12 protein-coding genes are annotated in these 15,411 nt (G+C 62.6%); 8 read left to right on the top strand and 4 right to left on the bottom strand.

The features are described 5' to 3' along the window. Positions 1-9 precede the first annotated feature (9 nt). Both fhuB and CCD76_RS03165 read right to left on the bottom strand, forming a co-directional pair. Complete coding sequence (gene fhuB / locus CCD76_RS03170) at positions 10-2,007, bottom strand: Fe(3+)-hydroxamate ABC transporter permease FhuB (RefSeq protein WP_087718075.1); 1,998 nt, start codon at positions 2,005-2,007, stop codon at positions 10-12. Continuing rightward, complete coding sequence (locus CCD76_RS03165) at positions 2,004-2,924, bottom strand: ABC transporter substrate-binding protein (RefSeq protein ID WP_179208824.1); 921 nt, start codon at positions 2,922-2,924, stop codon at positions 2,004-2,006. Before CCD76_RS03165 ends, fhuB begins: the two co-directional genes overlap by 4 nt. A 240-nt stretch (positions 2,925-3,164) precedes the next feature. Between CCD76_RS03165 and CCD76_RS03160 the strand changes: the two genes are divergently transcribed. Beyond that, entirely contained in the window at positions 3,165-5,216 is a 2,052-nt protein-coding gene (locus tag CCD76_RS03160; protein WP_087718073.1) for a TonB-dependent siderophore receptor, read from the top strand. A 138-nt stretch (positions 5,217-5,354) separates the two neighbouring features. Here CCD76_RS03160 and CCD76_RS03155 read toward each other — a convergent pair whose 3' ends face one another. Further along, positions 5,355-6,644 (bottom strand): aromatic ring-hydroxylating oxygenase subunit alpha, encoded by a 1,290-nt coding sequence (locus CCD76_RS03155; protein WP_087718072.1) that lies wholly within the window; start codon positions 6,642-6,644, stop codon positions 5,355-5,357. Positions 6,645-7,073: 429 nt separating this feature from the next. Here CCD76_RS03155 and CCD76_RS03150 point away from each other — a divergent pair, with 429 nt between their 5' ends. The 5 genes from CCD76_RS03150 (at position 7,074) to CCD76_RS03130 (ending at position 12,130) form a co-directional block, all read left to right on the top strand. After that, on the top strand, positions 7,074-8,177 hold the full coding sequence (locus tag CCD76_RS03150) for an FAD-binding oxidoreductase (protein WP_373419395.1): 1,104 nt from the start codon (positions 7,074-7,076) through the stop codon (positions 8,175-8,177). 124 nt (positions 8,178-8,301) lie between these two features. Beyond that, positions 8,302-9,495, top strand: a complete 1,194-nt coding sequence (gene fdhA / locus CCD76_RS03145; protein ID WP_087718070.1) for a formaldehyde dehydrogenase, glutathione-independent — start codon at positions 8,302-8,304, stop codon at positions 9,493-9,495. A gap of 244 nt (positions 9,496-9,739) precedes the next feature. Next, positions 9,740-10,330 (top strand): DNA-3-methyladenine glycosylase I, encoded by a 591-nt coding sequence (locus CCD76_RS03140; RefSeq protein WP_087718130.1) that lies wholly within the window; start codon positions 9,740-9,742, stop codon positions 10,328-10,330. A 191-nt stretch (positions 10,331-10,521) separates the two neighbouring features. Next, the gene (locus tag CCD76_RS03135; protein ID WP_087718069.1) at positions 10,522-10,881 is read left to right on the top strand and encodes a hypothetical protein; all 360 of its coding nucleotides are present in this window, start codon (positions 10,522-10,524) and stop codon (positions 10,879-10,881) included. Positions 10,882-11,128: 247 nt separating this feature from the next. Then, a complete protein-coding gene (locus tag CCD76_RS03130; RefSeq protein WP_087718068.1) occupies positions 11,129-12,130 on the top strand; it encodes a TerC family protein in 1,002 nt (333 codons plus the stop codon). Here the strand turns inward: CCD76_RS03130 and CCD76_RS03125 are convergent. Further along, positions 12,087-13,763 (bottom strand): hypothetical protein, encoded by a 1,677-nt coding sequence (locus CCD76_RS03125; protein WP_087718067.1) that lies wholly within the window; start codon positions 13,761-13,763, stop codon positions 12,087-12,089. The genes CCD76_RS03130 and CCD76_RS03125 overlap by 44 nt on opposite strands. Positions 13,764-14,011: 248 nt before the next feature. On the opposite strand from CCD76_RS03125, the gene CCD76_RS03120 reads away from it, so the two are divergent. Together CCD76_RS03120 and CCD76_RS03115 are read left to right on the top strand one after the other, a co-directional pair. Beyond that, entirely contained in the window at positions 14,012-14,677 is a 666-nt protein-coding gene (locus CCD76_RS03120; protein WP_087718066.1) for an alpha/beta hydrolase, read from the top strand. A gap of 12 nt (positions 14,678-14,689) precedes the next feature. After that, positions 14,690-15,319: a DUF938 domain-containing protein gene (locus CCD76_RS03115; protein WP_218776949.1), complete on the top strand. Its 630-nt coding sequence runs from the start codon at positions 14,690-14,692 to the stop codon at positions 15,317-15,319. The last annotated feature ends 92 nt before the right edge of the window (positions 15,320-15,411 follow it).

Below are 15,411 nucleotides of genomic sequence, written 5' to 3'. Positions count from 1 at the left end.
CCGGCAACGTCAAAGTCTTCGCAACCCCCACATGAAGTAGACGCCGCCGATCAGCGCGGCGATCAGTCCCGCCGGCAGTTGATAGGGGAAGAACAGATTCCTGCCCAGCCAGTCGGCGGTCACCATCACCAGCATCCCCAGTAGCCCGGCACCGAGCAGTTGGTGGCGGGCGCCATGGAATCCCATCAGGCGTGCCATGTGCGGGGCCATGAGCCCGATGAACGAGAGCGGGCCGATCACCAGCGTCGCCGCGACCGTCAGCAGGGCCACCAGCGCGAGCAACACCAGGCGGCTCCGGTCCACGTCCATGCCCAGCGCCTTGGCGGTGGGGGCACCCAGCGGCAGCAACGTAAGCCAGCGCTGCAACGGCAGCGCCAGCGCGAACAGCATGATCGCGATGACCACGATCCAGGCGCTGGAGGTGAGGCTGGCGTAGTAGGTCGAGCCGCCCAGCCAGGAGAGCAGCTGCTGCGCACGGGGATCTTCACTGGCCAGCACGATGGCGCGCATGGCATCCAGCAGCGACGAAATGGCGATCCCGGTCAGCAGCAGCCTTTCCGGCGCGAAGCCACTGCGACGGTTGCAGACGATCAGGACCAGCAGGGCCACGGTCGCGCCGCTGAATCCCATCACGGACCCGCTGAGCGGGGCGATGCCCAGAGGCAACAGCATCAGCGCAATGACGCCGATCGCCACGCCGGCACTGATACCCAGGACTTCCGGGCTGGCCATGGGATTGCCGGTCATCCGCTGCAGCAGCGTGCCGGCGACGGCCAGCATCAGCCCGGCCGCGGCGGCGGTGGCGACACGGGGCAATCGCCAGTCGACGATCAGCACCAGGTCGTCGATACCGGCCAGGCTGGGATATTTCGAGTGGCTGTCGAGCATGAAGCCGACGACGAGGGCCAGCGCACAGGCGACGAGCGTCATCGCGCCCAGCACCCACAGGCGATGGTGAGGATGCGCAAGGCGCGGCAGCATCAGGCCCGTGCTGGGAGTAGGCCGGGATCCGCCGACTTTGAGTCGTGGCAGAAGCCAGAGCAGCAGCGGAGCGCCAAGGGCCGCGGTCATGGCGCCTGTCGGCAGCAGGGAGGCGGTGAACGGCGCGAGCTGCTGCACGGCGAGATCCGTCACGGCGAGCAGGAGAGCGCCCAGTATCATCGACCAGACGAGTCGCTGGGGGAGCGTGCGGGCGCCGGACAGGCGCGCGATGGCCGGCGAGGCCAGGCCGATGAAGCCGATCAGCCCGATTGCGCTGACCACGCAGGCCGTGATGAAGATACCCAGCCCCAGGCCGGCGAAGCGTAGCTTGCGTAGCGAGATGCCCAGGCTCCGGGCGCCATCCTCTTCCAGATCGAGCAGCGACAGCGGGCGCAGCAGCAGAAGTGCCAGCACCACCACGATACACAGGCGCAGAAGCAAGAACTGCGTGTCGTGCCAGCTGTCCTGAGCGAGCGCGCCCGCCCCCCAGATGAACAGCCCCGACAGGCTCTCCTGGTGGAAAAGCAGCAGCGCACTGTTGATGGCGCTGAAGTAGAGGCTGACCACCATGCCGGACAGCACCACCACCATCGGCGCCAGCCGTCGCTTCCAGGAGAGCGCGAAGACCAGCAGTGTTGCGGCGATGCCGCCCAATAGCGCGAGCCACTCTCGTCCGGCCAGCATCCAGCTCGGCGCCCATAGCGTGGCGATGACCAGCGCCAACTGCGCACCGCTGGTGACCCCCAGGGTTGCCGGGGAAGCCAGCGGGTTGCGCAGCACCTGCTGCATCAGGCAGCCCGCCAGCGCCAGGGCGGCGCCGCCCAGCAGCGCGACCAGCAGTCTCGGGGCGAAGGTGTAGTGCATCACGATCTGCCGGATCTGGTCATCATCCGGTGAGACGATCGCCTGCCACCAGTGTCCCGAGAGGTCGGCAAACTGAGTCTGCAAGGTGGCGGCCCCCAGGCACACTGCCAACAGCAACAGGGCCAGGGCGAACCAGGCCGGCGAGCGGGCGCGAAGCGTCATGGCGCGCCTTCCTCTGTTGCGGCGGGCGGGATCCTGTCGCTGACCGTGACCAGCGAGCGGGCAAGCCGCTGCAGGGAGATCAATCCGCCGTAGGGCCAGATGGGCTCGATGAAGCTCACGCGACCTTCACGCACCGCCGGCAGATGCTGCCAGATCCGATTGTCTTTCAGTGCCTCGCCGACACCGCGCGGATACGGTTCGATGACGATGATCCTCGCATCGGGTCGCTCGGCCAGGCGATCGATCGGGATGCTGGCATAACCCCAGGCATTGGTGGGGCCCGTCCAGGCGTTGGTCAGATCGGTGCGGGAAAAGAGCGTGCCTACCATGTTGCCGTGGCCGAAGACACGCACGTGCTGCGCGTCGCTGAACTGGACGACATAGAGCGGCGTTTCTGAGCCCTGCAATGCCCCGGCCGTCTCTTCCAGCACCTGCTCGGTTTCGGCGATCAGCGCCTCCGCCTGCGGCTCGCGGTCGGTCAGCTGCGCGATTTTGCGGGTCATGGCCAGCGTTGCTTCGTAGAACGGCTCGTCGGTATAGAAGTTGTCGATCATCTTGACCGGCATCAGCCGTTCGAGACGGGCATTGTCGCGGGAGAACAGCGCGCTGGTCAGCAGCAGGTCGGGCGGATCCTGGGCCAGCAGTTCGAGATTGGGCTCGTTGCGCAGGCCGATATCCAGTGTCGAATCGGGGATCGGGGGCGCCTTGACCCAGGCGTTGTAATTGGGGATATCGGAAACCGCATAGGGTACGACGCCAAGCGCAATCAGCGTTTCCGCGACCGTCCAGTTGGCGGCGGCGATCCGCAATGGCGACGAACCGGCGCTCGCTGGCGTGCTCGCAAGCGCGGTAGCCAACCCCAGCAGCACGGTCACGGCGAGTGCAAGGAGAGCAGGGATAGGACGGGCACGCGACAAGATGACGGGTTCCTGGCAACGGGAAACGATGACGCAGACGCCCGCTGACTCGAGAGGGCGCTGGAAGCGGCGTTGGGCGGTGATGGTAGATCGAATGACAATCGTTATCAATCGAGGAGAGTGAGCGAAAGCGAATTGCTGATACACATAGTAATGATTGTTATTTACAATGATATGCGAGAATAATCGCCGGTCGGACGCCGCCGGCTTCCACCACGTCATGAACGGGCACTCGATCCGATGAAATCAGGGAACACCTTTGCCGCCGTCGGCGGTTCGTTGCTGTTGATCTACGCCGGAAATGCTCTCGCGCAGGAGTCGACAGTCAACAACGATACGGTGGTCGTTACCGGGACAGCGCTCAAGGTCGATACGCCGCTGCTGGAAACGCCACGCGCGACCTCCGTCGTCAGCGACTCGGAACTGGAGAAACGATCGGTCAACAGATATGACCAGGTGCTGCGTTATCGTTCCGGCGCACTGTCTTCGCCCTATGGTAACGACGCCAAGGCGGACTGGTTCTTTTTTCGGGGGTTCTCGGGCGAGGATTCGACCTATCAGGATGGCTTGCGTCTGTTCCGCGAGGCTGGCTACCTGTGGTGGAAGACCGAGCCGTTCGGCCTCGAACGGGTCGATTTTCTGAAGGGGCCGGCCTCGATTCTCTATGGTGAGGCGCCTCCCGGCGGTATCGTCAACGCCGTCAGCAAGCGGCCGACGGAAGAGACGCAAGGGTTGTTCGAGATCCAGGACGGTAACAAAGGGCATCGCCAGGTCGGCATCGATACGTCCGGTCCGGTCACCGACAGCGGTGATGTGCGCTACCGTTTTGTCGGTCTGTTTCGAGATCAGGACGGTGAACTCGATGGCACCGATAACGAGCGGGTCTATTTTGCTCCAAGCCTGGCGGTGGATCTCTCCGATGACACCACGCTGACGCTGCTGGCCAGCTATCAGCGCGATCACGGCACGCCCGCCAACGTATTCTATCTGCCTTACGGCTCCGTCAATGATACGCCTTTTGGCAAGGTGGATCGGGATACGGACCTCGGTGACAACGACAACGATCGTCTCGAGCATGAGCAGATCGCGGTTGGCTATGAGCTCGAGCACACTTTCAACGATACCTGGGAATTCCAGCAGAACGCACGTCTCGCTTCCCTGGACCTGTTTCTGCGAACCGCTTACCCCTCGTATATGCTCGATGATCGTACCGCGCAGCGTGGCCTGACCTATCGCGACGGTAGCTACGACGCCTTTACCATCGACAACCGCATGATCGGTAGCTGGTATACGGATAACACCGAAAACACGTTGTTGGTGGGCTTGGATTATCAGCATCTGGACGCCGACTATCTCAGTCGCGACAACTTCGCCTACGACACCATCGATATCTTCGACCCTCACAATAGCGGTGTCGGTGAACCCGGCGATCCGACCTACTACGATCAGGGCAAGGAGCAGATCGGCGTCTATGTGCAGGATCAGTTGCGCCTCTACGATCGCTGGATTCTGCTCGCTGGCGCACGGCACGATAGCGTCGACGTGACCAACAAGCAGGACGGCGGCGAAGACCAGAGTTATGACGATACCCAGATGTCCTACACCGGCGGGGTCATGTATCTGGGCGACTACGGACTGTCGCCATATCTAAGCTACAGCGAGTCATTCACGCCCAATATCGGCAATGACCTGAACGGTGATGCCTACCAGCCTAGCGAGGGTAAACAGTGGGAGCTAGGGCTCAAGTACGCGCCCAATTGGCTGGACGGTTATGTCACTGCGGCCGTGTTCGATCTCAAGGAGAGCGACACGCTCTATCCCAGTGGAGGGGCTTCCAGCAACCAGGGCGGGGAACGTCACTCGCGCGGTTTCGAACTGGAGGGCGTGGGCTACGTCACCGACAATCTTCAGGTTACTGCGGCCTATACTTATACCGATGTGACGTTGGATGTCAGCGATACCCAGAAAGAGCTTCGTGCCGGACTGATTCCGCGCCATCAGGCATCGCTATGGCTGGATTACGACTTTGCACAGGGTGCGTTGAAGGGGGTGGATCTGGGTGCCGGGGTGCGCTATGTCGGCACCAGCGTGGACTCGCCTCAATACAGCGACACGAAAGTGGCGGCCTACACGCTGTATGACGCGATGGCGAGCTACGATATCGATTCCCACTGGACCGCTCAGGTCAACGTGACCAATCTGACGGATGAAGATTATGTCAGCGGCTGTGACTACTGGTGCTACTACGGTGAGTCCCGCAGCGTTATCGGCAGTCTGAAATATCGTTGGTAATACAGTTTCCGCACCGAACGAGAGCCCGGCCCAACGCCGGCTTTGTCGCCAATCTCAGGCGCCCCGGACGGGGCGCCTTTTTCATTGAGAAGCTCGTTAGCGAGTTCGTCGGTGAATCCTGGACTGGACGAGATAGAACTATTGCGAAGCGACCTGCAAGTGGCTCGATGTCTCGATGCCGAGATTGGCCCTCAACGTTTCGCTGTACCAGTCGATGAAGTCGATCACGCCGAATTCGTAGGTCTTCGAATAAGGTCCCGGCTGATACGCCAGCGAATTGATGCCGAGCTGGTTTTCCTCGGCAAGACGCCGGTCCTGGTCGTTGGTGGCATCCCAGACCTGGCGCAGGCGCTCGGGGTCATAGTCGACCCCTTCGACGGCATCCTTGTGAACCAGCCATTTGGTGGTGACCAGCGTCTCCTGCGGGCCCAGCGGCAACACGCGGAACACCACGGCGTGATCGCCCATGAAATGATTCCATGAATTGGGCAGATGCAGGATGCGCAGCGAACCCATGTCCGCGTCGGGAATACGCCCCATCAGCTTGTTGCAGCCGGGCTTGCCGTCCAGGGTCATCGAGACGACGCCGTCGATCAATGGCGTGCGGGTGAGGCGGTTGCGCTTGCCGAATCGCGCCAGTTGCCACGGCACCTCGCAGGCGGTCCAGTCGGCCTGCTTGCGGGCGACCAGGTCGTGATACTCGCCGGTGGAGCGGGGGTCGTCGGTATCGTCGAATTCGAGCAGCGAGTTGAGCAGTTCCGGGTGGGCGCCATTGCAGTGGTAACACTCGCGATTGTTCTCGATCACCAGTTTCCAGTTGGCGCGCTCGACGATGTTCGATTCCACCGCGACCTTGACGTTATCCATCTCGTAGGGCGACAGGTAGTGCTCGAGCGAGACGAGAAAATCGTCGATCGGTTCCGGGTCGTCGCTCAGGTTGATGAACACGAATCCGCCCGCGCTCTTCACCGCTACCGGCTTGAGACCATAGGCGCTCATGTCGAAATCGGTGCCCATGTCGCTGCCGGCGAACAGCAGCCGGCCGTCGAGTTCGTAGGTCCACTGATGGTAGGGGCAGACCAGCTTGGCGACCTTGCCCTTGTCCTTGAGACACAATCGAGATCCGCGGTGACGGCAGACATTGTGGAAAGCGTGGATGCGATTCTCGGCGCTGCGCACCACGAGGACGGAGTTGCTGCCGATCTCCACCTTGAAGAAGTTGCCCTTGGCGGGGATCTCGCAGCTCATGCCGGCGAACAGCCACTGTTTCTCGAACACGTTCTGCATGTCCAGTTCGAACAGGCGCGGGTCGTTGTAGAACGGCTGCGGCAGCGAGAAGGTAGGGTCACGCTGGTCCAGCATGTCGGCCACGGCCTGACGGGTACTGGCGAGAGAATCCTCCAGGCTATCGCGTGGAAGTGGTGACATGGTCGCATCCTCATCAATGACTGGTGTGGGCCGCTTCCGCGTGTCGCGGCGGGAGCGGCATGGGAGATAGGGGGTGGCGGCGATGATCCATCCTTTGGGCGGAGTGTCGCTCAGGTGCCGGCCATGAAATTGTCCACCCGCGACATTCGTCGATGTCAGGCCGACCGGCAGGTACAAATGCTCACTGTCACATCACCGGTCGATACCGGAGCGCCGATGGCACTGCGTGGGCGTCACGATAGGTAAGTTTTCGTTTCTGCATCGAGGTTTTGGTGGCGGCTGGGGTTGGTTGGCATGCCTGTGTCGCTGATGGACAAGTCGGCCGACCTCGGCGTGCGCAGAATCCGCTCATGAGGGTAATTCACCGGAAGCGGCGGTGCGGGCCGATGTCGTCTCGCCAGCGCCATCTTCCTCCGATCGAGCGCGGTGATGATGCAATTCTTCAATCCGGTCAATACGCAAACCTGGACCAACGGCCGCCACCAGGTGAGGTGCGTCAAGGTCATCCAGGAAACCTGGAACGTGCGGACGTTCTGCTTCATGGCCGACCAGCCGCTCATGTTCTTCTTCAAGCCGGGGCAGTTCGTCACGCTGGAACTGGAAATCGCCGGGCAGCCCGTGATGCGCTCCTACACGATTTCCAGCTCGCCCTCGATTCCCTACAGCTTCTCGATCACGGTCAAGCGACTGCCCGGCGGCCAGGTCTCCAACTGGCTCCACGACAATCTCAAGGTCGGCGATCCGATGGTGGTCCACGGGCCGGTGGGGAACTTCAACGTCATCGATCACCCGGCGGAAAAAGTGATGATGCTGTCGGGCGGTGTCGGGATCACGCCGCTGATGTCGATGACGCGCTGGTTCTTCGACACCAACGCCGCCGTCGATCTGGAGTTCATCCATTGTGCTCAGGCGCCCAACGACATCATCTATCACCGTGAGCTGGTGCACATGTTCTCGCGGCTGCCGGAGTTCCGTCTGCATATCGTCTGCGAGCGCAGCGACGAGCTGAGTCAGGCCTGGTCCGGTTTCCGGGGCTACCTGACGCGGCAGATGCTGACGCTGATGGCGCCGGACTATCTCGAGCGGGAGATATTCTGCTGCGGACCGACACCGTTCATGAAGGCGGTGCGTCAGGTGCTGCTGGAAGACGGCTTCGACATGTCGCGCTACCACCAGGAGTCCTTCGGCGCGACGCCGCTGAGCGTGCAGGAGGACGTGCTGGAGCTGGCCGAGCAGGCCGAGGCCGATGCGGAAGAGATCGATACGACGAAGCTGATGCCGGTGGAGTTCATGGGCAGTGGCAAGAGTATTCGCGTCAGCGAGAACGACACGATCCACTCGGCGGCGGCCAAGCTCGGCCTGCATATTCCCAAGGCCTGCGGCATGGGCATCTGCGGCACCTGCCGCGTGATGAAGCTGGAAGGCGAGGTCGAGATGGAGCACAACGGCGGCATCACCGAGGAAGACGAAGCCGAAGGTTTCATTCTCTCCTGCTGCTCGAAGCCGAGAGGCAAGGTCGTGATCGATTTTTGACCCGGCTGCGCCGGAGCTGTACGCTGGCTACGGCATGCCTTCCTCGAAAGACCGTGATGAGAGAGATCGTGATTCGAGCGGACATCGGGAAGGCATCTAAAGACCAGTCACAGGAGTCCACGCCATGTCTTCACCCGCCAACCGCGGCGTCGTCTTTCGCGGCGCCGGCAAGGTCGCCGTCGAAAGTATTCCCTTCCCCGAGCTGGCTCTCGGTAGCCGCCAATGCCACCACGGCGTCATCCTCAAGGTCGTGACGACCAACATCTGCGGCAGCGACCAGCATATGGTGCGTGGTCGAACCACGGCGCCCGAGGGCATGGTGCTGGGTCACGAGATCACCGGCGAGGTGATCGAATGCGGTCGCGACGTCGAATTCATCAAGGTCGGCGACATCGTTTCGGTCCCGTTCAACGTTGCCTGCGGCCGGTGCCGCAACTGTCGGCGTGGCGATACTCATATCTGTCTCAACGTCAACGGTGACCGTGCTGGCGGTGCCTATGGGTACGTCGACATGGGTGGCTGGGTCGGCGGCCAGGCCGAATACGTGATGGTGCCTTATGCCGATTTCCAGCTGCTGGTCTTCCCCGACCGGGAGCAGGCGATGGAGAAGATCCTCGACCTCACCATGCTTTCGGATATCTTCCCCACCGGCTTCCATGGTTGCGTGACTGCCGGGGTTCAGCCGGGATCGACAGTCTATATCGCCGGTGCAGGTCCGGTCGGGCTGGCTGCCGCGGTTTCCGCCCAACTGCTGGGTGCCGCGTGCGTGATCGTCGGCGACATGAACGACAAACGTCTGGAGCAGGCGCGAAGCTTCGGCTGTGTCGGGCTTGATCTCAAGCAGGACGCCAGCATGTCCGAGCTGATCGAGTCCGTGCTGGGCGTCCCCGAGGTCGACGCCGCGGTCGATGCGGTGGGCTTCGAGGCCAACTGCCACGGCCACAACCATGCGCATGAACAGCCGGCGACAGTGCTCAATGCCGCCATGGAGATTACCCAGGCCGGTGGCCGGGTCGGGATTCCGGGGCTCTACGTGACCGAGGATCCCGGCGCGGAGAGCGAGGAAGCGAAACAAGGCAATCTTTCGATGAAGTTCGGCCTTGGCTGGGCCAAGGCGATGTCGTTCCACACCGGGCAGACACCGGCCATGCGCTATCAGCGCCAGTTGATGCAGGCGATCCTCCACGACAAAGTGCAGATCGGTCGCGCCGTAAACGTCCAGACCATTTCGTTGGACGAAGCGCCGCAAGGCTATGCCGCCTTCGATGGTGGCGCGGCGAAGAAGTTCGTCATCGATCCGCACGGGACGCTTCGCTAGTCACGAGCTACGAGCTACGAGCTACGAGCTACGAGCTACGAGCTACGAGCTACGAGCTACGAGCTACGAGCGACGAGCGACGAGCGACGAGCGACGAGCGACGAGCCACGAGCCACGAGCTACGAGCTACGAGCCGGCGATGCGTTGGGGCATCGCCGGCTCTTTTTCGTTTGGCTGCGTCAGCGATAGACGGCAGAATCGGCCCCACCACGACCCTGCGAAAACAATCCCGCGAGAGCCGATGATGAGTGAACCGATCCCTGACCTGCCGCGCTGTGCCTGGGCGCAGACCCATCCGCTGAATGCCGAGTATCACGACGAGGAGTGGGGCGTTCCCGAGTACGACAGCCGCGCGCTGTGGGAAAAGCTGATGCTCGACGGCTTCCAGGCCGGCCTTTCCTGGTTGACCATTCTCAAGAAGCGCGACGCCTTCCGGGAAGCTTTCGCGGGCTTCGATCCCGAGCGGGTTGCTCGCTTCGATGCCGACGACGTCGAGCGACTGATGGGCAACGTCGGCATCATTCGCTCCCGCGCCAAGATCGAGGCTACTATCGGCAACGCCCGCGCGTATCTCGCCATGCGAGACAACGGCGAGGAATTCTCCGAGTTCCTGTGGGGCATGGTCGGCGGCCGACCGATCCAGCGCTCTTTTGAAAACGACGGCCCCGTGCCTGCGCAGACGCCGCTTTCCCTGGAGATATCCAAAGCGCTCAAGAAGCGTGGCTTCAAGTTCACCGGCCCAGTGATCGTCTACGCCTGGATGCAGGCCGTCGGCATGGTCAACGACCACGCCGAGGAGTGCCATCGGCGCGAGCTTGTAGCAGCGATGGCATGAGACGAAGTTGCTGAATGGGGAGCACGGTTGTATTCCCGCGCGTGAAATCCATGATCGTTCTGGCAGCTTAAAGTCTGTTAACCATCGTAATTGTCTGGTGACGGAATGACTTCTATATCGTTTAGGTGATCGAAGGCAAAGGCTTTCGATGCTGCCAACGGTAGTGATCTATACCAGCAAGGAGTCATACCATGCGCATTTCTCACTTTGCATCGATAATCGCCATTGCGTTGTTCTCCACCGGGGCCATGGCACAGTCCAACAGCACCGACCAGTCAGGCAACGACGTCCAGACGAAGAGTCAGATTGGCGAAATGAATAGTGAAGATAACCAGACTCAGAATAACCCCGACATGCAGGCGGACACGGTCGAGGGCCAGAATCAGGGCGCGTCGGCACAATACGAAATGAGCAGCGAGGATGGCCAGACCAGCGACGATGTCGACTCTGGCGACTCCGGTTCGCCTTCCGCCCGGGAACAGCTCATGAAGGGAACGAAGCAGGAAGAGGAAGCAACCCCGTCAGCCGAGAGCACCGGCGAGCAGCATTGAATGCCGTTGCCTGACTTGCGGGCAAGTCTTGTGTCGTGGCTGGCTTCGGGACACAATGCGCGCAGCACGGAAGGGGAGTATCCCACGGGCAGGATCGTCGATCCTCCCCGACGATAGCGTCGTCAGCACGGGCCACATGCCCCGGCGCTATCGGTCGCTCTGTGAGCCATGTCACGATTGGAGACAGGGCAATCAGAGTGACGGGAGAGACTTTCGGTGACGTTCACCGTCTACCGGAGGTTTCTCTATGCACGTACCCGTCTGGGTCTGGCTGGCGACTGTCGCTGGCATTGCCGCACTATTCATCTTCGATTTCTACGCCCATGTGCGTAAGCCCCACGATCCCTCCTTCAAGGAAGCGGCCTGGTGGTCGGTCTTCTTCATCGCTCTGGCGATGGTCTTCGGCGGCGGCCTGTGGTGGGTCTGGGGCGCGCAGCATGGCGCCGAGTATTTCGCGGGTTTCATCACCGAGAAGAGCCTGTCGGTCGATAATCTCTTCGTCTTTCTGATCATCATGGCCAAGTTCGCGGTGCCGCGCGCCTACCAGCAGAAGGCGCTGCTGATTGGCATCGTGATCGCGCTGATTCTGCGTGGCATCTTCATCGCCGTCGGCGCTGCGGCCATCGCGCAGTTCAGCTGGGTGTTCTATCTGTTCGGGCTGTTTCTGCTCTACACCGCGATCCAGCTGGTGCGCGAGGGCACGGGCGGTCATGACGAGAACGAGGAGTACGAACCCAACGCCATCGTGCGCTGGATTCAGAAGCGCCTGCCGGCCACCGATGAGTTCGACAGCGATCGCCTGCTGACGGTCAGGAACGGCAAGCGTCTGGTGACGCCGCTGTTCATGGTAGTGGTGGCGCTGGGCATGACCGACGTGCTGTTCGCGCTGGATTCGATCCCGGCGATCTACGGGCTGACCAAGGAGCCCTACATCGTCTTCACCACCAACGCCTTCGCTCTGCTGGGGCTGCTGCAGCTGTACTTCCTGCTCGGTGGTCTGTTGACGCGTCTGGTCTACCTCAGCCTGGGGCTATCGTTCATTCTGGCCTTCATCGGCGTCAAGCTGATCATCGAAGCGATGCATACCAACAGCCTGCCGTTCATCAACGGTGGCCAGCCACTGCACCTGGTGCCGGAGATCCCGATCTGGCTGTCGATGACGATCATCCTCGGCACACTGGTCATCACCACCGTGGCCAGCCTGATCAAGAGCCGGAACCTGAAGTCGGCGCCGTCTCATCAGGAGTGAGGTTGCCGTAGAGCCGGTGCAGCAGGCCGCGCATCCCCTCCATGGGGATCGCGGCTTCCGGCCCGGGCGGGAACATGCCGGGCCGGAAGCCGTTGTCGATGAACCCTCGGAGCAACGTCGGATCGTCGCTGATGACATGCAGCGGCACGTCCCGGCCGGGGTTGTCGCCGATGATCGCCGGTGCAGCCTGGTGATCGCCGAGCACCATCAGCAGCGTGCGGTTCCCGCTGCTGTCCTGGCCCAGGTAGCGGCGGGCAAAGCCGCTGGCGGCCTGTAGCGCATAGTCGATCGCCGGGGCGTAGTTTCGGCGCATCGCCGCCGTGTCCTGCCACAGCGTGGCGTAATCCTCGCCCGCACCTTCCCACCGATCGAAAACCCGGCCGTCGCCGATCGACGTCCAGTCATCGATCACATCGATCACCGGCGACCACGGGGCGTGGCTCGAGAGCGTGGCCAATTCGGTGAAGGTCGGGCCGTCGTGGCGTGACAGGACGTAGTCCTCGACCCGCTGCCAGGTGAACTGGTCCGGCATGCTCGCCCAGCCCATCGCAGGCCCGCGATAGCCCATGCTGTCCGAGGTGTGGATGTCGTCGTAACCGTAGAGACCGCCTTCCGGCCACTCCCGGGTGATGCCCGGCATGAGGGCGACGGCGTCGTGGCCGGTGGCCTGGAAATCGTCGATCAGGGTCGAATGGGGGCTGTTGATCATCAGCTCGAAGCGCAACTGGGACGTGACCGGCAGGCCGCTGGTAAAGGTGGCGTGATTGAGCCAGGACTGCCCGCCCAGCGTGGCGGCGGTGACGCGCCCGGTGACGACCGACAGGCCTGCATCGGCAAGCTGGCTCTCGACCTTGCTGAGGCGTGGCCTGATTTCGGCCTCGAACGGTGCGCGCTCGATGGCGGCGACGCCATAGGATTCGATGAAGCCCAGGATGACGTCGGTATCGGCCAGCCCCGGCAGTGGTTGGCCATCGGGCCTGGCGTAGGCGTGGTCGTCTTCGTATAGCTGGCGTCCGAATGCTGCCATTGCCTGACGGGTTTCCTGTGCACGCTGCCATTCGAAGGTCACGAAGCTGACGGCAGGGTGGCCGATCCTGGCCGTGAGTCCCGTCGTCTCGTCGCGGTTCATGGCGTCGATGCGGGCCAGACCCGCACCCCCCAGAAGGATCAGCAGCAGCGCGAATCCGCGCGACGTGTTGCGGCCATGAAAGCCCTGCAGCAGTTTCGTCAGCACGAGGCCAAGGGCAAGCAGAGCCAGGCCAATGACCAGCAGTCCGGCGATCGCCAGCGGCAGGCCAAGATTGGTCACGACCAGTTCGATCAGAATGGGGATCAGCTTGATGTCGGTATAGAGGTTCAGCGACCGGCCCTGCATGGTCTGGGTCAAGGCGTCGCCGGCGGCACCGAGCACGATGACCAGCGCCAGAAGGGCAATCAGGCCGGCGATCCAGCGCCGCCAGGGCGCTGGCGGCAACAGTGCCAACAGCCCGACGACCAGCGGTGCCTCGAGTGCGATCCAGTGCCTTGGCGGGAACCCGGCCCAGGGCAGTTCCGGCGTCAGCAGCAAGCCGTTGAGTAACAGCAGGGCCAGCACCAGGCGCCAGCGAGGCGCCCGGTCGAGAAAAGACATCATGGCTCGTCCTTGAGTCGGGTCCGGCGATTCGGGGTCAGCATAGCATCGGTCCACCAGGGTGAGATGAGGCGCTATGGCCGCTTCATTGAACTACTCCTCGAATACTCCTCGAACTACGCATCGAGCTACTCATCGAACTATTCATTGAACTATTCATTGAACTACGCAGCGGGCAAGCTTTCGGATGGCACGTTAAACTGGGTGGCGAGAATCTTGAATCCAAACTGGGGCGACGAGGACGATCCAATATGGCATCTGCGCAAGAATTGATCATTGAACCGACGAATGGGCGACAAGCCGAGGCCTGCGTCATTCTGCTCCATGGGCTGGGGGCGGACGGTCATGATTTCGAGCCGCTGATACCGGCGCTGGGGTTGCCCGATTCCCTGGCCGTTCGCTTCGTGCTGCCCCACGCGCCGCAACTGCCGGTTACCGTCAACGGTGGCATGACGATGCCGGCGTGGTACGACATTCTCGAGATGAATCTGGGGCGGCGGGTCGATGTCGAGCAGCTGCGGGCATCGGCCAGGCGGGTCCACGGGTTGATCGACGCACAGATCGCCGCCGGCATCGACAGCCGTCGTATCGTGATCGCCGGCTTCTCGCAGGGTGGGGCGGTGGCTTACGAGGCGGCGCTCTCCTATCCGAAGCCTTTGGCGGGCTTGCTGGCGCTGTCGACCTACTTCGCCACGGCCGACAGCATCGAGCTGGCAGAGGCCAATCGTCACCTGCCCATCGAAGCCCATCATGGCTCGGCCGATCCGGTCGTCCCGGAATCGCTGGGCCGGGAAGGCGCGGAAAAGGTCGAAGCGCTGGGGTATCCGGTCAATTACCGGACCTACGAGATGGGGCACAGTCTCTGCCCCGAGCAGGCACAGGACATCGCGGCCTGGTTGACCGCGACGCTGGGATGATCGGAGTTCGCCATGAACAGCATGGATAACCTCGAGCGCGAGGGAGCCGACCGGCGCCTGTCCAGCCCCGCGGCCCGGCGCAACCGGGAGCCGATCCTGGACGTGTTGCGATCGACGTTGCCGCAGACGGGGCGGGTGCTGGAGATCGCCAGCGGCAGTGGCGAGCATGCGGTCTATTTCGCCCACCATCTGGCGCCGCTTTGCTGGCAGCCTTCGGACCCCAGCGAGACGGCGTTGGCGTCGATCGCGGCCTGGCGCGAAGCCGAGGCGCTGGACAATCTGGCGGCGCCGGTTCGTCTCGATGTCACCGGGCAGTGGCCGATGCTGCCGGATCTCGCCGCGATCGTCTGCATCAACCTGTTGCATATTTCGCCCTGGGATGCGAGCGAAGCGCTGTTTGCCGAGGCTGGCCGGCGACTTCCGGCGGGTGGTGTGCTGGTGGTCTACGGACCTTTCCGGCGTCATGGCGAGCATACCGCGCCCAGCAATGCCGCGTTCGATGCGGACCTGCGCTCGCGGGATCCGCGCTGGGGCGTTCGCGACCTCGAAACGGTCGAGGCCTTGGCCGGCGACAATGGGCTGACGTGCGAGGCGATCCGTGAATTGCCGGCCAACAACCTTTGTGTCGTCTGGCGGCGTTGAGATCGCTGCGATTTCCTGACGCGTCAGGAAGATATCGCCGCAGGCACCCGCAACTCGACTACACTCAACACAGACATTCAGTGGCCGACAAG

This window comes from Salinicola salarius (assembly GCF_002179555.1).
Classification (GTDB): Bacteria; Pseudomonadota; Gammaproteobacteria; order Pseudomonadales; family Halomonadaceae; genus Salinicola; species Salinicola salarius_A.
The sequence above is the reverse complement of the archived record's forward strand: the minus strand, read 5'-3'. Positions and strand labels throughout refer to the sequence as shown.